Consider the following 20,025-nt stretch of genomic DNA (forward strand, 5'->3'; position numbering starts at 1 on the left):
TTACGCTAACGGAAAATTAAGGCTAAAATAGGTCAGGTCATCTTTTCTATTAAAAGTTAGGTAACCGTTGTGCATTTCTACGATGTTTTTTGATAAAGGTAAGCCAATACCAGCTCCATCTTCACGTGTGGTGTAAAAAGGAATAAAGATCTTTTGCTTTATTTCATCAGGAATGCCTTTTCCATTGTCTATAATGTCAATCCACAAGCGATTGTTGCGTTCGTATACTTGGAGTACAATGGTTTTGTTATCTTGGTTTTTTACAGCATAAATGGCATTGGTAAGTAGATTGATAAAAACTTGTTCCATTTGTTTGGCATCCCAATATTGGGAAAGGTGTGTTTCAATAACGGTTTGAACGTCGATTGCGTATTGCTGACAAATCGGTTTGAGTATGGCAAGACTTTGTACCAAAATTTCTGCACTGTTGACCCAAGTTTTCGAAGGGCTAGGTAGCATGGTCAGTTTTCGATAGTTGTCAATAAATTGACGCAAATGATTCGTTCTATTTGCAATGGTTTGTACACTGAGTTTTAAATCATCCATATCATCCGCTGATAGGATGGTTTCTTCTTCTAAAATTTCTAATGTGTTGTGGGCTAAGGAGTGAATCGGCGTTAACGAATTCATGATTTCATGTGAAATGACCTTCATTAAATTTTCCCAAGTATCTTTTTCTTTCTTATCTAGTACTTTTTGAATTGAATCCAATAAAACAATGTAAAACTCTTGCCCCTGACTGACAGTTGTCGAGGTTTGTAGCATGAAGGTTTGCTTTTCTTCTCCTTCGATGCGCATGTCTAGCGACGTCTTGGATTCTTTAAATTCTAAATGCTCCAAATACTGTGTTAAATTGGGTAGTAAACGCGATAAATTTTGCCACGACTTCACTTTTGGAATATCAAATAGTTGGGAAAAATAGTCATTAATCAAGAAAATATTCCACGTATTTTCTTGTCGTTCAAAAATGATGATACCTGTTTCTAAATTGTTTAAGATATTGAGGTAAACTAATTCTTTTACTTGATTTTGTTCCTGTTCTAGTTGTAGTTTTTGATACAGTTGCTGAAGGTGTTGAAAGGTTTCATTAGCCTGTTTTTTATTGGATTTTAAGGAGAAATCATTGTAGATCATGGCTAAGACCAAACGATCAATAATGCCGTAATACTTACGTTGGTAGGTATAGAGTTCGATTAGTCCCCCCAGGATTACCACGAGTGAAATAAAAAACGTATAGCTATAATGGTGTTGAAACAACCACACAGCAACCAAGGCTAGCACTAAAAGCGCTAAAATGCGTATAAAAACTTTCAAGTGAAACGACATCTGCTCGTGGTATTAGTTTTTAATATTGTATTTTTCCAGTCTGCGGTACAAAGCCGCACGTGACAATCCTAATTCATCCGCTGTTTGACTGATATTGCCCTTGTATTTTTCTAAGGTTCGAATGATGGTTGTTCGCTCTACATCTTGAAGTGTCGTGTCATCTAAAGAACCTTCTTTAATTGAAGTAGCTGAAATTCCAAAATCGGATAGGTGCAGTTCCTCTGCTTCGGTTAGAATCAAGGCACGCTCTACGCGGTTTTGCATCTCTCGAATATTTCCTTTCCACTCATAATTGCAGAGAGACTCTAGCGTTTGTGGATGGATGTTAGGTCGTGCAATTTGATATTTTTCGGCATACTGAGTCATAAAAAAATCAAGCAATGCCGGAATATCTTCCTTGCGTTCACGTAAAGCAGGAAGTTGTAATACAACCGTATTAATGCGGTAGTAAAGATCTTCGCGAAATTCTTTTTGTGCAACTTCTGTTTCTATATCAGCATTGGTTGCGGTAATGATGCGAACATCAACGGGACGAGGTTGAGATTCTCCCAGTCGAATAACGGACTTGGATTGAATAACTTGCAATAGCTTTGCCTGTAAATGCAACGGAATATTGCCAATCTCATCTAGAAAAATCGTTCCTCCATGTGCCGCTTCAAATCGACCAGCTGTATCTTGCTTGGCATCCGTAAAAGCCCCTTTTGCGTAGCCAAAGAGCTCACTTTCAAATAGGTTTTCATTGAGTGATCCCAAATCAACATGAATAAAGGGCTGGTTTTTCCGACTAGAATGTTGATGGATATATTCGGCCAGCACATATTTTCCGGTTCCATTTTCTCCTAGCAATAGGGTGTTGACCTCGGTCTGTGCGACGCGCTGTGCCATGCGATACGTTTGCTGTATGGCTGGTGAGTTTCCCTCAAAGTAGCTGTTTTCTTGTGTTGAAGTAGGAATGAATTCATGCTCTTTTTTGCGCTTTTGCTGCACCGCTTTCTTAATTAAATCAATCAGCTGTTCATTGTCCCAGGGTTTTAAAATATAATCAATCGCACCTAGTTTGATTCCTTCAACAGCCGTCTCAACATTCCCATAGGAGGTCATGAGTACAATTTGGATCTGCGGGTATTTGGATCGAATCTCTTTGAACCAAAAAATTCCTTCCTTTCCGTCTTCAAAGCCAACGCGATAATTCATGTCTAAAATAATAACATCTACGGTTGTTTCTTGGAGAATTTCGAAGATTTTTTTAGGGTTATTATTCGTTAAAACAGATTCAAAATGACGCTTTAAAAGCAGTTTAGCCGCGATTAATACTTCGGAATTGTCGTCTAAAACCAAAAGGGTAGCATTTGTCTTTCTCATGTTGATGGAGTGTAGGAGTTGAAACCGTACATTCTAGTGTTCATTATTGAACACATTAAAAATTAATTAATATTTAATCTTCTGATTGATAGTATTTTATGTTTTGTTTATCCTATGGCATGGTTTTGTTGCTATAGTTGTAAAAGAAAGTACTATGGACAGAGTTCTGCCTCGTAAAAATAGAAAAAAACAGAGAATTTTGCTAATAATTGGTGGGCTACTCCTCCTAGGATTTGCTTCTTACTTTACTTTTTTTCAAGATATTGTGCTTCATGTATCAAAAAAAGAAGTTCGAATTGTAGCAGTAAAGGAAGGCGTTTTTGAAGAGTATATTTCTTTTCAGGGCAAGGTAGAACCTTTACAATCCTTGTTGATTAATATTACAGAAGGTGGGGCAGTGAGTGAAATATTTGTAGAAAATGGCGCGACTATTAAAAAAGGAGATCCTTTGGTGTTGTTGCATAATCCTAGTTCTGAATTGGCTTATATGTCTCAAGAATCTTCTTTGATTGAGCAAATGAACAATCTAAACGTCAATCTGATGACGATTCGCAATCAAGAAATCGGACTAATGAAAGATTTGATTAGTATTGAATACGAGTATAAAAATGCGGAGCTACAATATACTTTAAATAAGAAATTATTTGACCAAGAGATTTTATCTTTGAATGAATGGAATCAGACCGTTGAAAGCTTTACCTATCAAAAGAAGAGAAAAGCATTAATGGAACAGAGTGTAGAGAAAGAAAAACAGTCCAATCAAGTACAGGTAAGGCAGATTAATCAGTCATTAGTAGTGATTCAGCGCAGTTTGGAGAAATTGAAAGAGAACAAACAAAATTTTTTACTACGTGCCCCTATTGCTGGTCGGTTGTCTTCTTTTGATCCTATGTTAGGAAAAACGTATAATGGGGGAGAGAGTATTGGTAAAATCGATGTGTTGGAAGGATATAAATTAGTTGCTAATGTCGATGAATTTTATTTGGATCGCATAGTCGTTGGTCAAAAGGGACAGGTGGATATCAAAGGACAACTGGTATCGGTTGAGGTGATTAAAGTGTTACCAGAAATTATCAATGGGCGATTTGAAGTACAGTTGAACTTTATGAATGAGATGCAATTAAAATTACAAGAGGGCAATAGTATGGGAATCAAGTTGTTCCTTTCAGGTAAGGAGCAACGCTTATTGCTAGGCAAAGGAAGTTTTGTTACAGATACCAAAGGCGAATGGGTATATGTGGTAAAAGAGGGTAAGGCAGAACGGAGATCCGTGGAACTTGGGCGTGAAAATCCAGCCTATTATGAAGTTGTTTCTGGATTATCAGAAGGAGAAGACGTTATTATTTCAAGTTATAAAGACTATTTAAGAGTGAATTATTTACAGTTAAAAGATTAAGTATGGTGATAGCAATAAAACAATTGTCTCGTATTTTTCAAACCGAAGAAGTGGAAACAACCGCATTGAATGAAGTTTCATTGGAAGTTAAAAAGGGAGAATTTATCTCCGTAATGGGACCTTCAGGATGCGGAAAATCGACCCTGTTAAACATTATAGGATTGTTGGATGATGCTTCGTCAGGGAGTTATCGTTTATTGGAAAAAGAAATGGTGGGGTTGACTGAGAATCAACGTGCTTTGATTCGAAAAGAAAATATCGGATTCATCTTTCAGAACTTTAATTTAATTGATGAACTAACGGTGTATGACAATATCGAATTACCTCTAATTTACAATAAAGTACCGAGTAGTGAACGCAAAAAGCGCGTGATGGAAATCGCGGAGCGCTTGAATATTGTGCACCGTTTGAAACATTATCCGCAGCAACTTTCAGGAGGACAACAACAACGTGTAGCGGTAGGGCGCGCACTGATTACTAATCCAAAAATTATTTTGGCTGATGAGCCCACAGGAAACTTGGATAGTAAGAATGGAGCAGAGGTAATGGAACTATTAACCGAATTGCACCAACAAGGAGCAACTATTATTATGGTTACGCACGCTCATCACGATGCCTCTTATTCAGAGCGCACAATCTTGATGAAGGATGGTATGATTTTATCAGAAAAAATCAATACTAAGATTGTAGATGTTTTTACCATTTAAAAAAACCAAAAGTATGATACGTTTTTTCTTGAGTTTACTGTTGATGTTGTTCAGCTTACTGATGCATGGACAAGCAACACAAACACATACAATTACGGGAAATGTAACCAAATTGGTTGCTTCTATGCCCATTGAAATTCAGGTAGATGCTACTTCCTCGTCAACGACTGTTCGCGTAGAAGGTGTACAAGAAGATATTGAAAATATTGGAGTACGACAATTGGGGAGTGTACTCTATATTGATATGAGCACGAAAAAAAACAGGAGTAAAATCGTGTATAAAAGTAGGGTTAAAGTATTCATTGCGCAATCCAAGATTGTAGAGTATGATGTAAGTACCACAGTACGTGTACAAGTAAATGGACGTGTGCAAGGGAATCAAGTGATAATTAAAGGAGATGCGGCTGCCTCATTAACAGGGGATTTCACTGCAAATAGTGTAACCATTAGCTTGGATTCAGCTTCTAAATATGAGGGCGATATCACAGCAAAGAATATCAAGGTTAACTTAGATAGTGCGGCTCATGCAACGGCAACGGGCGATGCAGAAAATTTAACGATTAACGTGGATAGCGCAGCGAAGTTTGATGGAAAAAGCCTCAAGGCTAAATTTGTCAAAGTAGAAGCGGATTCGATGGGAAAAGCAGAGGTGTACCCCATCGAGAGCTTAAATGCTTATGCGGATTCCATGGGGAAAGTCATCTATTACAATACCCCTAAAGAATTGAAAAAATATACGGATTCTATGGGGTCTGTTAAATCCAATTAATTCCTTTTATGCTGTACAGTTGGTTTCATACATTTCGGAAAAACATCCAAAAATCCATTTGGTTCTTTTGTTGGACCATCTTAGGATTGGGGATTGGTATGGCATGCCTGCTTTTGGCTTTCTTTTTTATCCAAGATGAGTGGAGCTATAACAAATGGTTAGCGGATGTCGATCAACTGTATGAAGTGAATGTAACTGTTGGAGAAGCAGGTAATGCAATTGTTGCTCCAGCTGCCATAGGTCCTCAATTACTCCAAGAACAGCAGATTGAAAACTATTGTTACTATGCACTGGATTATCTTGATTTTTATGCAGAAAGTAATTTTCATCAAGCAGTTGTAGGGAAAATAGTAAACACCCAATCTACTTTCTTTGACTTTTTCAATTTTAAGTTTGTGTATGGAAGCGCCGTTGAAGTAGCAGCAAATCCTAGTCAGATTGCTATTTCTGAAAAAATTGCCCAACAGTTTTTTCCTTTTCAAAATCCAATTGGACAAACGTTGTCCTTGGCTCACAGTTCGTATCAGATTGCTGGGGTGTATCAATTAGACCAAAAAGCAACCATTATGCCCGATGTAGTGTTAATGAGTATGGAGTGGAATAACGAAGTAGAAGCAGCATTATGGCAGGAAAATGGAGGGGGACTAGTAGTAAAACTTAAAAAAGGTGTTCCGACACAAAATATAGAAAACCACGTAGTGGATTTGGTTGAAAATAATCAAGATCAGATGTTTGGCAACCAAGAAGAAATGGAAAAATACCACGTATGGCTTTCTCCGTTAAAAGAAGGACGTTTCATTTCTAAGCAAACGGCCTTACTAGAGGGAAAAACGAAGTTGGAAACGCTGTATTTACTTGTGGGGTGTTCGGTACTCATTTTTGTATTGGCTGTATTGAATTACATCAACCTAAATCAGGCAGGGATATTGTCGCGATTGAAAGAATTCCAAGTACGTGCAATCTTAGGAAATTCCAAAGGAAAATTATCGTTGCAGATTGGGTTTGAGACGTTGATGAATGTCCTTATCGCTATGGGAATAGCTTTAATACTCATTGAGTTTAGTATGCCGATTTACAATCAATTTTTGCATAAAACGATAGGAATTAGACATCCTGTTCTCTGGGGAGGTATTGCTTTTGTGATTGGTATTATTGTTTTTTTGGCTGGTGGTATTCTCTCGCTTTATGCTACTCGACTACTGCGTCAGTTGTATCAAGGGAAAACCTATAGAAAACAAAAAAGAGGGCTGCGATTGCGCACCTACAGCCTATTTATACAGATGGCTATTGCCTTTTTCTTTGTTGTTGGGGGATGGATTATTGCTAGTCAAGTGCAATTTATGGAGGAAAAACCACGAGGTTTTAGTGGAGATCAGGTGATACAAGTGAAGTTGTTTACCCAGCAAATCCGTCGTAAGTTATATCGCAATGATAAATTGATTCAACAAATCCAAAAAATTGATGGAATTAAAAACGTCGCTTTGTCCACCATTGCCTATGAAGATAAATCGATTAAAACCAAATATACGGCTTACTATGGCATGCGTAAAATTCCGGATTTTGTTATGGAGGGAATTGATGAAGCGTATATTGATATGGTGGGATTTGAAACCCTAGCGTATCGTCCTATAGAAGTAGATAGCTTACCCAAAGTATGGATTAATGAACAGTTTGCGGCCAATATGGGAGTAACGCCTCTCGATGCGTTGGGAAATGTGATTTCCTATGATCGAAGTACCTATTTAATTGAAGGTGTGGTGAAAAATTATTTCAGCAACGGGTTTGAAGAAGCAGTACAACCCATTTTGTTGTTTCAATGGAAGGATATAGAGTTTTTACCCTATGGAATTAATTACCTCTCCATCGAATTCGATGAAAATATCGATTGGCTTGAAACCCTTGAGCGTTTACGTGCGTTTTGGGTGGTGCAAGTGGACTATGAATATCCATTCCACTATCAAACGATTGCTGATCAGTTTGCCGCTAATTATCAACACGTAAAATCACAACAACATATGTTTTTTGTTTGGGTTATAGCCGTTGTATTCATGGCTTTGTTCGGGTTATATGCAAGTTTATCTCTTCATTTAGAACAAAAACAAAAAGAAATTATTATTCGAAAAATATTAGGAGCTAGTACAGCTGAACTCTTTGCGCTTTTTGGAAGAAACTTCTTTGTTGCGGTGGTTGTTGCTTGCTTAGTTACCGCTTATCCCGTGTATTGGGTCATGAATATGTGGCTGGATAAATTTCAGTATAAACAAGAGATAATGGGGTATCCCTTTGTTTTCTCCTTTCTCTTTTTGGTGGGGTTGGTGTATTTCATTGTTTGGACAAAAGTGCGCCTTGCAACAAAGGTTGATTTTATTAAGCATATTAAATACGAATAGTTATGGTTAAGAGTTGGTTGAAAGTATTTTTATTTCAAAGTAAAAAAAATAAAACTTATTTTTTACTCAATGTATTGTGTCTAGCTATTGGAATAGCAGCGGTATTTTTGTCGACAATTTATTGGCAAGAAGAACACGCATTTGAACAATGGAATACAAATAGGGACGAGATTTATTTACTAGAAAGTCAAGGAAAGACTGGCGAAACAAGTGCTCAGCCTTATATATTATCTAGTCTGCTGAAAGAACACTATAGTTTTGTAGAAGATTATGTCTTATACAGTGGTTATTTTCCCGCTGAGGTAGCGTATAAGAAGAAGAAATACACCGTGGAGCATGTGTTGCAAACCAATGCGAGTTTTTTCAATTTTTTCCCTTATCCCTTGATGTATGGAACGACGTCTACTCTTTTTCAAAATCCCAAAGAAATTGCTTTAGAAAAAGAAAAAGCAAGGTTGATTTTTGGAGCGGGAGTGAATCCTGTTGGCGAACAAGTCTTCCTAGACGAAGTGTGGTATACCGTAGTTGGGGTTTATGATTTGGAAGATAAACGCAGTAGTTTTGCACCAGATGCGGTTGTCAATGATCATCAATTTATACCTGAAGATTTAGTTGATAATTGGAATCACAGTAGTGCTTCCCTTTTAGTGCGAACAAAGCAGAAAGATGCTTTGACCCAAGCTGCAGACAGTGTTTATAAGCACTATAATTTGAAGGCTTTAGCGCAAGCACAAAATGTTTCTTTAGAAGAATTTTTAAAATCAAATGGCGGACTATATGAGTTGAACTATATAGCACATCCTCTAGCAACCCTTCATTTTAGTAATGCAGATGTACTCAATATTCCAACGCCGACTACAAAGCTTCAGTTTTTGTATGTAATCGTTGGATTGTCTTGGGTCATGTTACTCTTGGCCTTATTTAATTATGTCAATTTATCGCTTTCTCAAAGTCTTTCTAGGGGCAAAGAAGTTGGCGTTCGCAAGGTTTTAGGCGGAACTAAAGGGAAAATCATGATGCAAAGTTTATTGGAAACAGCTATCGTAGTACTGCTTTCTGCTGTGTTGGGATTCTTCTTTGTCCTGTGGATTTTGCCTTTTGCTAATTCTTTTCTGGAAACACATATCAAAGTCAAAATGAACGATGTTCTGTACTTATTTGTGGGCATCTTTGTTCTAATTTTGGTGATTGGAGGCTTACCTTCTGCCCTTTACCTGGCTAATTATCAGGTGTTGAAGGTAATCAAAGGAAATTACCACCGCAGTCGGGCAGGAAGTGTGTTAAAAAATAGCTTTTTGATTATTCAATTCGCAATTGCTGGTTGGTTTATGACAGGAACCTATATTGTTTATCAACAGGTAAATTATATGGTTGCTAAAGACCTAGGTTTTAAAGGAGATCAGGTGATGAGCTTTCCTTTTTTAGAGGAGCTTTACGGTAAAGACAAAGAGAGCACCTATCAGACATTCAAACAAGAAGCACTGAAAATAAAGGGCGTAGAACAAGTCGCTTTTAGTGATTTAGATTATGGCGATCGCGGAAGAAGCGGATTTGTTATGGTTTTTCCCTATGAAGGGGTTCCTGTGCAAATTGCCGTTTCTAATGTAGAGGATGGATATCTGGAAATGATGCAAATCGGTTTGAAAGAAGGTCGATACCTAACGCATACCTTAGCGAATGACAGTATTGAAAACGCGGTAATCAATGAAACTTTATTTCGCCATCTTCAGAAAGAAAATATAGATGGGCTACAATTGGCTAGAAGAAATATTGTAGGGGTAGTTCGCGATTTTCATGCCGCAGGGTTAGAACATCCAATAGGCTTTATGATGTTTATTTTGCCTTCTGAACAATATTTTAATTTTAACAAAGTAAGTGTAAAGGTGGATATTCAACAGCTGGAAACTGTGCTTCCCGCTTTGGAAAAATTGTGGCTTACTTTTCACGTAGAGACGAGTAAACCTTTCGAGTATCAGTTTGTAGATCAAAAATTCGCTCAATCTTTTGAACAAGTACAAGTGCAAAAACGAGTGATGCTTTATTTGAGCTATTTGGTTCTCTTTATTGCTCTATTTGGCTTATTTGCCGTGTCTTCTTATACAATTGGAACCAAGTTAAGAACGATTGCTATCCGCAAAGTGTTAGGAGCCAATTCTAAGGACTTAACGCTGCGTTTATCTTATCAATATGTACTCTACGCAATCTTAGGATTTGGACTATCCCTATTGCCTAATTATTATTTATTAAATAGATGGTTGAACAATTATGCCTACCGCATTGAAATTGGATATGAAGTTTATCTCGTGTGTTTACTATTAATAATGGTTTTAACGCTACTTATTGTCGTTAGTCGCGCCTATGCTGCAACAAAGATAAATGTGTTGCAGTATATTAAATATGAATAATAAATTGTAAGGATACCGAACAAATGATTAAAAATTGGCTGAAAATATATGGAACAAATCTACAGAAGAATAAAGTGTATTTTATTCTTACTGTATTGGGTTTGGCTATTGGTATTTGGGGCGTTTTATTGGCTTATCTTTATTATAATGAGGAAATTCGTTATGATCAATGGAATCCGCATAAAGACGAAGTGTTTATTATCAGTGCAGATTTAGGAGAGGGTGATATTTGGATGTTAGCTCCTTTTCCTGTTGGACCACATTTAAAAGAGGAAAAACAGGTTATCGATGACTATATGTATCTGTCTAATTACATATCAAGTAGTTTGGTTTTTGAAGGAGAAAAAATCCTTTTTTCTAAAGGATTAAAAGTACAAGTTAATTTTTTCTCTTTCTTCCCTTTTGAGCTGGTTCAAGGTGAGGCTGTTTTAGATGAGCCTAATAGTGTATTGGTACTCGATACGTATGCAGAAGAATTGTTCGGAAAAGAGGCTTTAGGAAAGACTTTTACCTTTGAAGAGGAGGAGTATCTCATTAAAGGACTATATACTTTTGGCGACACGCGTAATTCTATTGCGCCTCATATGCTCTTTTCAGGGATGGAAAGAGTTGTGGCCAAAGAACAGCAAAATTGGGGAAATTACAATGCAACTTTATATATCAAGCTTCGAGATCAAACGCAAACCACAGCGGTTGCTGCCGCTATAAGCAATCTCATGTATGAACATGTGTATGTCCGCTTAGCTAAAGAACAAGGAAAAACGGTGCAAGAATATTTGGATGAGGAAGGAGAGACGATGGAGATTCATCGCTTATTTCCTTTGTCTGGACAACATATGATTACGGATATTAATTATAACGGAACATTAGAACCCGCAATTAACAGTCAGCGATTGTATATTCTTATTGGATTATCCTTAACTATTTTGATCTTGTCTGTGGTGAATTATATGAATCTATCCATCGTGCAAAGTCTTAAAAGACATCGAGAGTTTGGTGTGCGTTTGGTGGTTGGAAGTAGTTATACCGCTATTTTTTGGCAACTGTTTTTCGAAAGCTGTTTGACCCTACTTTTTGCTACAGGACTGAGTTTTGTTTTTGTCGAATTTTCACTGCCTTCACTGCGCGTATTTTTGCACTCGCAGTTGTATTTTAATTTGATACAAGAACTTGTTTTTGGTGTAACGTTTATCATAGGATTGGCTTTTTTCCTTGCTGTTGTATTGCTTTTGGTTCTTCGAAAAGTATCAAAAACAGGACTCTTAAAAGGAGAGTTTTTGAAAAATAATCAACGATTTAGTGTGAGACATATGATGTTGATTATTCAATTTGCGATTGCTTCTTTTTTCATGATGGGAACGATGGTAGTCTATCAACAAGTGAATTATATGCTAGATAAAGATTTGGGATTCACTAAGCAAGAAATACTGATTTTACCCTTTTTAAGTTCAAAACAGAAAAAAGAGCGCCAGCAACTATATGATATCTATAAAGCAGAATTATTGCAAATAAAAGGAGTTGAAGCTGTAGGTAGTTCTACGCTTGCTATTGGTGGTGGTGGATATAATTCAAGTTCAATTTCCCATCAAGGTGTCTCTGTCCAAGTTATGAATGTTGGAATTGATGAGGATTTTCTAACGATGATGGAAATAAAAGTGGTCGAAGGAAGATCATTTCAACAGGAGATAGCTTCTGATACCATTAGCAATATCCTTATTAATCAATACCTTAAGGATAAATTTGGAGATTCAGCTATTCTCGGTAAACAAATCAATTGGAATGGCTCTGTGTTTACTGTCATTGGAATTGTGGATAACTATCATACTGGGAGTTTTAAGTCTGATTATGCCCCTATGATTTTCTTTAATCTGAAAATTTTTGATTGGCAGATTTTGAATGTGAATGAATTATATGTCAAGATTGATCCTACAAAAACGGAAGAGATTATCGCACAATCAGAACAGGTATATAAGGCACTTGATATTGCAGCATATCCTTTTTCTCATGAGTTTGTAGATCGTCGTTTTGCGCATATCTTCAAAAGTAGTATGCAAGAACGGAATATTCTACTGGTGCTAAGTGTGATTGTCGTGTTTATTGCGCTCTTTGGCTTGTACAGTATGGCTTCGTTTACCATTGCCAATCAATATAAAGAAATTGCCATTCGCAAAGTATTAGGAGCCTCTAATAACGAACAAATGAGACAATTGTCACAGCGTTATCTTTTGCTAGCGATAATTGGATTTGGGCTTTCTATTTATCCCAGCTATTACTTTATGAATGCTTGGTTGAATGATTATGTTTTTCGCATTGACATTCAGTGGGTTAATTTTGTTTTTGCCTTTTTGTTTTTGATGGTGTTGACCTTTATTACTGTATATATTAAAGTTCGTCAAGCAGTCCAGGTCAATGTATTGAAATATATTAAATATGAATAATTAAACTAAAAAAATTATAGATCATGAAAAAAATCGCGTTAGTCTTCCTGTTGATGGGAAGTACAGTATTTGCTCAAAAGCAAGAAAAAAGACAAGTAGCCGATTTCTCGGGCGTACAAGTGTCACAAAGTATTCAGCTCGATTTTACCTATGGAGCGGCCAAAAGTGTAGAAGTACGTGTAGAGGAAGAAGAGAATCTACAATATGTCAAAACAGAGGTGAAAAATGGGGTATTGCATGTGTTTATTGAAACACCGAAGGGTTTTTTTAACAACCAATCGAAACGCGTATATGTACAAGTGAGTAACCCAACATTGACGGGAGCCTATGTTTCTTCTTCAGCCATTATTAATGTGCAGAACAAAGTGTTGGCAAAAGATTTTAAAGTAGCCGTTAGTAGCTCTGGAAAATTTAATGGAAGTCTAGTACAAGCGGATAATTTAGATGTAGTTGCCAGTTCTTCAGCAAAAGTGGAAGGAAAATTTGAAATAGCGAATAACACGACTATCGAGGTGAGTTCATCAGCTAAAGTTGACCTGGATTTAAAAGGAAATAAAGTAGAGGTAGCGGCAAGTAGCTCGGCAAAACTTGAATTGGACGGAACGGCAAAGTCGGTTGTTGCCAAGGTGTCAAGTTCGGGTAGAATTGACGGGAAAGATTTAGCTATAAAAACACTAGAAGGGAAAGCGAGTTCGTCTGGATCTATGAGTTTTACAGTATCAGATGAGGTAAGAGGAAAGGCAAGTTCTTCAGGAAAAATTTCGATTTATGGATCAGCTACTCTGGTAGAAGTGAGTAAATCTTCTGGTGGAAAAATTGAAAAAGTAAATTAATATACAACGCATGATTTCGAATTGGTTAAAGTTATATCTCTGGCATTTTAAAAAAAATGTATGGTTTTCTATGCTCAATATAATAGGATTAGCACTTGGATTGGCGGCGTTGATTATTGTGCTATTCTATTGGAAAAATGAACATAGCTTTAACCAATGGAATCCCTATAAAAACAAAATTTACGAAGTAGAAGGAACCGCAGATTCCTATTTCAAAAATTGGTTTCCTGCCCCTATTGCCAACCAGCTAGATCAAGCCTCCTCTATTATTGAAGCCTATAACTTTAGCTATATGTCTTTCAATTCGATGAGCGTAGTGGTGGAAGGAAGAACGGATTTCCTATATGATATTGACGAGAAACAAGCGAATTTTTTCGAGTTTTTCCCTTTCACCCCTGTATTTGGTAGTGCGGAAGATTACAAGCAAAATTACAAAGATGCCCTAGCGCTAGAAAAGAAAGAAGCCGCGCGTTTGTTTGGTGTAGGCGTTGATCCTACGGGGAAACTCGTACAACTAGACAATGGAAAAGTATTAACCGTGCGATTTGTTTTCGAAATACCGGGTAATAGTTCGGTCGTGTTTAAGGGGCTGACTTCTTACTTAACAGAAAATCAAATTGCCTATAATCGTGCAGATAATTGGGGAGATCACAACTATACGCTCCTTATTAAAGTAAGAGATGGAGTTGGAATACACGAAGCTGAAAAGCAATTACAGGATGTGTTTTACAAAGAAATTACACAGATATATGCCCAAGAAGAAGGAGTTTCTGTTGCAGAGTTGAAAGAAAAGATGAAAGGTTTTATGGTGTTGAATTACAATGAACTGAGTGGAGTTTACCTCAATCCGAAATCCAACGGATTAGGAGCAGGACCTGCGGCAAACAAAATTGTAAATATCATGTTGTTTTCTGCAATTTTACTCTTGGTGTTAGCGCTTGTCAATGCGATTAATCTCACACTTGTACAAAGCTTTAAGCGGGCTAAGGAAATTGGTATTCGAAAAGCCATCGGAAGTACACAGCGTCAGTTGATGAAACAGATGATGTTTGAAGCAGCAATAACAACCTTGCTGTCTTTTGCAGTAGCCCTGGTACTCGTTGAATTGGGCATGCCTTATTTTAATATTTTAGTCAGTCGAATTCTGACAACGGATTTTTTGTCCTTAGTGTCTGTTCTTGGTCTACTTTTGCTTGGGGTATACCTGCTTTTAGGTGTTTTACCGAGTCTCTTTGTCGCCTCTTTTGATGCAATTAAAGTATTGAAAGGTAACTTTTCTCGAAGTAGATCAGGGATGCGTTTGCGTAATGCGCTATTGGTTTTTCAATTTGTTATTGCGTTTTTCTTTTTGTCTACGGCTATTTTTGTTCAACAACAAGTCAGCCATCTCTTACAAGAAGATTTGGGCTTTAATGGCGATCAAGTGGTCAATATTCGCTTTAAGGTCAAAGACGAAAACCAACGCAATGTAATCTATCAACGCATAGAGGCAGATCTACAAAAAATTGATGGAGTCAAAGCGGCTGTAAACCATTCCATGCTGATGGGTGCCGGTTATGGGAGTAGTTCAAGTAATATGATTGAAGAAATTTCTGTTCAAAGTGAAAATGTACCTGTAGGATACGATTTTCTCCGTGTATTTGACGGTCAATTGGTCGAAGGGCGATTTTTTGACCGTGCTTTTGCTTCAGATAGTATCAATAAGATTGTCGTTAACGAAACGTATAAAAGAAATTTCCATTTTTCTGATGGCATTATCGGAAAAACGATGCGATGGAACGGACGAGATTTTGAAATTATTGGCGTTGTAAAGGATATGAAAATAGAAGGTTTTACTCGAACAATTCCGCCAGTAACCTATTTTATGCCCAATACAGTGGGGTGGTTTTCAGGACTTATGGAAAATATCTCCATAAAAATAGAACCAACGAAGGTACAACAAACACTCAATCAGTTAGACGTATTTTGGCGTAAACGAGTAGAGTCAACCTATCCGATGGAATATGAGTTTGCTAATACCGATTTTAAAGCGAGTTATGCAAAGACCTTATATCAGCGCACCTTGTTTTTATGTTTGATGGGCGTATCAATGTTTATTGCGCTATTTGGATTGATGGCTATTGTGTCTTTTAGTATCGAAAGCCGATTAAAAGAAATTGCTATACGCAAAGTATTAGGGGCTAGTAGAAAAGAACTCATAGTCAATTTATCTGCCCGTTTCTTGGTGTACTGTCTATTGGGATTTATACTATCTGTATATCCCGTATACTACCTGATGCAGCTGTGGTTAGAAGATTTTGTTTACCGCATAGACCTATCAAGTGGCCCGTTTTTAATCGCTTTTCTCAGCTTAACGCTTTTTTCTATGCTGTTAGTGGTATGGAAATCCATCAAGGCTACCCGTATAACAACATTGAAATACATCAATTATGAATAAGAAAATTTGGGCACTACTAGCTGTATTTTCTACGTCGTTTCTCTTTGCGCAAGCAAAGTGGACGTTAAGTGATTGTATGCGTTTGGGACAAGAAAATAGCTACGAATTGATGATTGCACAGCTGGAGAAAAATGCTGTGGAGGTGCAGCAGCGAAGTATAGGGTCTTATTTCTTGCCTCAAGTGGGAGTAAATGCTTCTCAGAGCTTCAATTATGGATCGGCAATTAACCCTACAACCAATACAAGGGTCAGTTCAAATATTCAATCGCTACAAACAGCTGTGGATGCCTCCATTACCTTGTTTGATTGGTCTGATTATATGGATCGTCAGATGAAAATAGTAGCTAATTCCTATGCAGGTTTACAGGAAGAAGAAGTAAAGTTTGCTTATCAACAGCGTATCTTAGATCTTTTTTTTAAAATTATTGGTACACAAGAATATTATAGATTACAAGAACATCAATTGGAAAATAGCAGGATTAATTTGGATCGGGTGACGAAAGAAGTAGAAGCGGGAGCAAAACCACAAAGTGATCGCTACGATATTGAATATGTCTTTGCGAATGAAAAGATTAGCATGCAGGAGACCCGTAATGAGCTAAAAAATCAACAATTGCAGTTGTTGCAATTGTTGGATATAGATACGTTAGAAACAGAAGATTTTACTCTAGTCTTTGAACAGGAATTTGTTGGATATTCATTGGAATATGAATTCAATCCTACAGTGGAAAAAGTACGCGTTTATCAAGAAATATTAGAGGTAGAAGAAAGGGAAATTCGCGCGAAGAATTACCCTCGATTGACGGGGAATTATCAATTCGGATCTTTTTATTCCAAGCCCTTTAAAACGGGCTTGGATTGGCAAGTGGAATCCTTCTCTAGACAGTGGGGAGATAATAAAAGTCACTATGTTGGAATAGGGGTGTTAATCCCCGTTTTTCAGGGTGGAACTGTGGCTCGACAATTGCGAAAAAACAAGGTGGAGAGACAGTTAAATGCCTTGAAAATACTGGATAAAGAGCGATTTGTTTCCAAAGAAAATGACCGATTGATACAAGAGTTGAATCAGGTGGAACTGTTGAGTGAATCCCTTGAAAAAAGCATTGCCTTGGCGCAAAAATCCTTTCACACGACACAAGTAAAATACGAGAATGGAAAGGCAGATGTCTTCTCCTTTAATACTGCTAAAAACCAATTGCTTCGCTCGGAATTTGCTCGTATTCAAAATGAAATAAAACGCGTTTTTTTAGCGAAAAAAAGAGCTTTAAATTACACCAATCGGCTATAGTATCAAGTGAGCTAGCGGGTTGCATTTAGAATATATTAACATCAAAATTTCAAATATAACTGCTATATTTGCGTAAGTCAAGATTTATAGTAAAATATTGAAAACTAATCGCATATAATGAAATTAGATAGAAAAGATATTCTGAAAGCATTAGAGACTATTTCTGTTGCTGGAGAAGGTAAAAATATGGTTGAAAGTGGGGCAGTTAACAACGTGATGACCTTTGGAGATGAGGTAGTTGTCGATTTAGTCTTATCAACCCCCGCTTTACACATTAAGAAAAGAGCTGAAGTAGATGTAATGAAAGTGATACACGAACAAGTGTATGAAAAGGCTAAAGTAAAAGTAAATATCAAAGTTGAGGCACCTGAAAAACCAGAAATAAAAGGGAAAGCAATACCTGGAATTAAAAACATTGTTGCGATTTCATCTGGAAAAGGAGGCGTTGGAAAATCTACCGTTACCGCTAATATTGCAGCGAGTTTAGCCAATATGGGCTTTAGCGTTGGGGTTTTAGACGCCGATATTTATGGACCTTCTATGCCAATAATGTTTGACGTAGAGAATGCAAAACCAATCTCTGTTGAGGTGGATGGACGTTCTAAAATGAAGCCAATCAGTTCCTATGGGGTTGAGCTTTTATCGATTGGTTTCTTTACCAAAGCAGACCAAGCGATTATCTGGAGAGGACCCATGGCAGCTAAAGCCTTGAATCAAATGATTTTTGATGCAGATTGGGGTGAATTAGACTTCTTATTATTAGATTTACCTCCTGGAACAGGAGATATTCACTTGTCAATTATGCAATCCCTACCTGTAACTGGAGCAGTGGTGGTATCTACACCACAAGCAGTGGCGCTAGCCGATGCTAAAAAAGGAGTGTCTATGTTTATGTCGGACAGTATCAACGTACCAGTATTGGGTATCGTAGAAAACATGGCGTACTTCACACCTGAAGAATTACCAAACAACAAATATTATATCTTTGGAGAAAATGGAGCGAAAAACCTATCAGAGGACTTGCAAGTGCCTTTCTTAGGAGAAGTGCCTATTGTACAAAGTATTAGAGAAGCAGGAGATTTTGGTCGTCCAGCTGCTTTACAAAAAGACACAATCGTTGCAAAAGTATTCGAAGAAATTACGAGAAACGTAGTAGAGCAAGTTGTGCTGCGCAACGATTCATTGCCCCCAACAGAGGCAATTAAAATTACTACTATGGCTGGATGTTCAGCGGTAGGAAAAAAATAAAACCATTTTATAGATTTAAATATATGGCATCAGAAACTATCAGAGAAAACGTTATGAAGGCGTTAGACGAGATTCGCCCGTTTTTGCAAACCGATGGAGGAGATATTACATTAATTGATATAGTTGATGACAAGCACGTCCAAGTTCGCTTAGAAGGTGCCTGTACAGCTTGCAGTGTGAATCAAATGACATTGAGTGCAGGGGTTGAAACTACAATTAAAAAATATGCACCAGAAATCGAGACGGTAGTTAATGTTGGATAAAAATAACAAGTCAACTAGCTGTTAAAGAATGTATTATCTTGACAGATAGTTGACTTTTATCATTTTTAATAAACGTTACAAAGGGTACCTTTGTATTAAAGAACTACACCATGATTGAAACCGATATAATTATTATTGGAGCTGGACCAACGGGTCTATTTGCTGTTTTTGAAGCAGGTTTACTAAAGCTTACATGTCATTTAATTGACGGATTACCTCAACCAGGAGGACAATTAACCGAGCTTTATCCTAAAAAACCAATCTTCGATATCCCAGGATACCCATCCGTAGGAGCAGCAGAATTAGTCGATAATTTAATGGAGCAAATCAAGCAATTTCAACCAGGATTTACCCTAAATGAAGTGGCTGAAACAATTGAAAAACTAGAAGACGGTACGTTTATCGTTACAACAAATAAAGGGACAAAGCACCACGGAAAAGCAGTGGCAATCGCAGGTGGTTTAGGTTCATTTGAACCGCGTAAACCAGAATTGGAAAACTTAGCGTTTTATGAAGATAAGGGCGTGGAGTATTTCGTGAAAAAACCAGAAATGTTTGCTGGTAAAAAGATTGTTATTGCTGGTGGGGGAGACTCTGCTTTAGATTGGAGTATTTATTTGGCGGATTTAGCTGCCGAAGTTTACTTAGTACATAGACGTAACGAATTCAGAGGAGCTTTAGATTCTGTAGAGAAAGTACAAGCACTCAAAAATCAAGGGAAAATTAAATTAGTTACACCAGCAGAAATTGTGGAACTCAAAGGAGCAACACGATTAGAAGCTGTGGTAGTTAGTCGCGAAGGAGAACTTGAAGAAGTGCCTTGTGATTACTTTATTCCTTTGTTTGGGTTAACCCCAAAATTAGGTCCAATTGCGGATTGGGGATTAGAGATTGAGAAAAATGCGATTAAAGTAAACAACGCATTGGATTATCAAACGAATATCCCAGGAATTTACGCGATTGGAGATATTAATACTTACCCAGGAAAATTAAAGTTGATTTTATGTGGATTCCACGAAGCAACTTTAATGTGTCAAAGTGTGTATAACATGTTGAACCCTGGAAAGAAATACGTATTGAAATATACGACTGTTTCGGGTATTAATGGATTTGATGGTACACGCAAAGAAGCGGAGAAAGCGGTTGTTAAATCAATTGAATAG

At 37.2% G+C, this 20,025-nt stretch carries 14 protein-coding genes; 12 read left to right on the forward strand and 2 right to left on the reverse strand.

Features of this window, described 5'->3' with window-relative positions:
* Both ACLJX0_RS13035 and ACLJX0_RS13040 read right to left on the reverse strand, forming a co-directional pair.
* A complete protein-coding gene (locus tag ACLJX0_RS13035; protein WP_410881013.1) occupies nt 1-1,326 on the reverse strand; it encodes a sensor histidine kinase in 1,326 nt (441 codons plus the stop codon).
* Nucleotides 1,327-1,338: 12 nt separating this feature from the next.
* Nucleotides 1,339-2,688 (reverse strand): sigma-54-dependent transcriptional regulator, encoded by a 1,350-nt coding sequence (locus ACLJX0_RS13040; RefSeq protein ID WP_410881014.1) that lies wholly within the window; start codon nt 2,686-2,688, stop codon nt 1,339-1,341.
* 154 nt (nt 2,689-2,842) lie between these two features.
* Between ACLJX0_RS13040 and ACLJX0_RS13045 the strand changes: the two genes are divergently transcribed.
* The 12 genes from ACLJX0_RS13045 (at nt 2,843) to ACLJX0_RS13100 (ending at nt 20,025) form a co-directional block, all read left to right on the forward strand.
* Nucleotides 2,843-4,084, forward strand: a complete 1,242-nt coding sequence (locus tag ACLJX0_RS13045) for an efflux RND transporter periplasmic adaptor subunit (protein ID WP_410881015.1) — start codon at nt 2,843-2,845, stop codon at nt 4,082-4,084.
* 2 nt (nt 4,085-4,086) lie between these two features.
* On the forward strand, nt 4,087-4,791 hold the full coding sequence (locus tag ACLJX0_RS13050; RefSeq protein ID WP_410881016.1) for an ABC transporter ATP-binding protein: 705 nt from the start codon (nt 4,087-4,089) through the stop codon (nt 4,789-4,791).
* Between the two features lie 13 nt (nt 4,792-4,804).
* On the forward strand, nt 4,805-5,560 hold the full coding sequence (locus ACLJX0_RS13055; RefSeq protein WP_410881017.1) for a GIN domain-containing protein: 756 nt from the start codon (nt 4,805-4,807) through the stop codon (nt 5,558-5,560).
* Nucleotides 5,561-5,568: 8 nt separating this feature from the next.
* A complete protein-coding gene (locus tag ACLJX0_RS13060; RefSeq protein WP_410881018.1) occupies nt 5,569-7,950 on the forward strand; it encodes an ABC transporter permease in 2,382 nt (793 codons plus the stop codon).
* Nucleotides 7,951-7,952: 2 nt separating this feature from the next.
* The gene (locus ACLJX0_RS13065; protein ID WP_410881019.1) at nt 7,953-10,355 is read left to right on the forward strand and encodes an FtsX-like permease family protein; all 2,403 of its coding nucleotides are present in this window, start codon (nt 7,953-7,955) and stop codon (nt 10,353-10,355) included.
* A gap of 23 nt (nt 10,356-10,378) precedes the next feature.
* Nucleotides 10,379-12,793, forward strand: coding sequence for an ABC transporter permease (locus ACLJX0_RS13070; protein ID WP_410881020.1), 2,415 nt, complete (start codon nt 10,379-10,381; stop codon nt 12,791-12,793).
* A 23-nt stretch (nt 12,794-12,816) separates the two neighbouring features.
* Nucleotides 12,817-13,626: a GIN domain-containing protein gene (locus ACLJX0_RS13075; protein WP_410881021.1), complete on the forward strand. Its 810-nt coding sequence runs from the start codon at nt 12,817-12,819 to the stop codon at nt 13,624-13,626.
* Nucleotides 13,627-13,696: 70 nt separating this feature from the next.
* The gene (locus tag ACLJX0_RS13080) at nt 13,697-16,063 is read left to right on the forward strand and encodes an ABC transporter permease (protein ID WP_410881022.1); all 2,367 of its coding nucleotides are present in this window, start codon (nt 13,697-13,699) and stop codon (nt 16,061-16,063) included.
* The gene (locus ACLJX0_RS13085; RefSeq protein ID WP_410881023.1) at nt 16,056-17,351 is read left to right on the forward strand and encodes a TolC family protein; all 1,296 of its coding nucleotides are present in this window, start codon (nt 16,056-16,058) and stop codon (nt 17,349-17,351) included. Before ACLJX0_RS13080 ends, ACLJX0_RS13085 begins: the two co-directional genes overlap by 8 nt.
* A gap of 117 nt (nt 17,352-17,468) precedes the next feature.
* Nucleotides 17,469-18,599 (forward strand): P-loop NTPase, encoded by a 1,131-nt coding sequence (locus tag ACLJX0_RS13090; protein ID WP_410881024.1) that lies wholly within the window; start codon nt 17,469-17,471, stop codon nt 18,597-18,599.
* 23 nt (nt 18,600-18,622) lie between these two features.
* A complete protein-coding gene (locus ACLJX0_RS13095; protein ID WP_410881025.1) occupies nt 18,623-18,862 on the forward strand; it encodes a NifU family protein in 240 nt (79 codons plus the stop codon).
* A gap of 110 nt (nt 18,863-18,972) precedes the next feature.
* The gene (locus ACLJX0_RS13100; protein WP_410881026.1) at nt 18,973-20,025 is read left to right on the forward strand and encodes an NAD(P)/FAD-dependent oxidoreductase; all 1,053 of its coding nucleotides are present in this window, start codon (nt 18,973-18,975) and stop codon (nt 20,023-20,025) included.

This window comes from Myroides sp. DW712 (genome assembly GCF_046557355.1).
Lineage (GTDB): Bacteria > Bacteroidota > Bacteroidia > Flavobacteriales > Flavobacteriaceae > Flavobacterium.

Coding starts and splice junctions, on each gene's coding strand:
- ACLJX0_RS13090 (WP_410881024.1), top strand. CDS start 17,469: ATGAAATTAGATAGAAAAGATATTCTGAAAGCATTAGAGACTATTTCT.
- ACLJX0_RS13070 (WP_410881020.1), top strand. CDS start 10,379: ATGATTAAAAATTGGCTGAAAATATATGGAACAAATCTACAGAAGAAT.
- ACLJX0_RS13085 (WP_410881023.1), top strand. CDS start 16,056: ATGAATAAGAAAATTTGGGCACTACTAGCTGTATTTTCTACGTCGTTT.
- ACLJX0_RS13065 (WP_410881019.1), top strand. CDS start 7,953: ATGGTTAAGAGTTGGTTGAAAGTATTTTTATTTCAAAGTAAAAAAAAT.
- ACLJX0_RS13035 (WP_410881013.1), bottom strand. CDS start 1,326: ATGTCGTTTCACTTGAAAGTTTTTATACGCATTTTAGCGCTTTTAGTG.
- ACLJX0_RS13095 (WP_410881025.1), top strand. CDS start 18,623: ATGGCATCAGAAACTATCAGAGAAAACGTTATGAAGGCGTTAGACGAG.
- ACLJX0_RS13050 (WP_410881016.1), top strand. CDS start 4,087: ATGGTGATAGCAATAAAACAATTGTCTCGTATTTTTCAAACCGAAGAA.
- ACLJX0_RS13100 (WP_410881026.1), top strand. CDS start 18,973: ATGATTGAAACCGATATAATTATTATTGGAGCTGGACCAACGGGTCTA.
- ACLJX0_RS13075 (WP_410881021.1), top strand. CDS start 12,817: ATGAAAAAAATCGCGTTAGTCTTCCTGTTGATGGGAAGTACAGTATTT.
- ACLJX0_RS13055 (WP_410881017.1), top strand. CDS start 4,805: ATGATACGTTTTTTCTTGAGTTTACTGTTGATGTTGTTCAGCTTACTG.
- ACLJX0_RS13060 (WP_410881018.1), top strand. CDS start 5,569: ATGCTGTACAGTTGGTTTCATACATTTCGGAAAAACATCCAAAAATCC.
- ACLJX0_RS13040 (WP_410881014.1), bottom strand. CDS start 2,688: ATGAGAAAGACAAATGCTACCCTTTTGGTTTTAGACGACAATTCCGAA.
- ACLJX0_RS13080 (WP_410881022.1), top strand. CDS start 13,697: ATGCTCAATATAATAGGATTAGCACTTGGATTGGCGGCGTTGATTATT.
- ACLJX0_RS13045 (WP_410881015.1), top strand. CDS start 2,843: ATGGACAGAGTTCTGCCTCGTAAAAATAGAAAAAAACAGAGAATTTTG.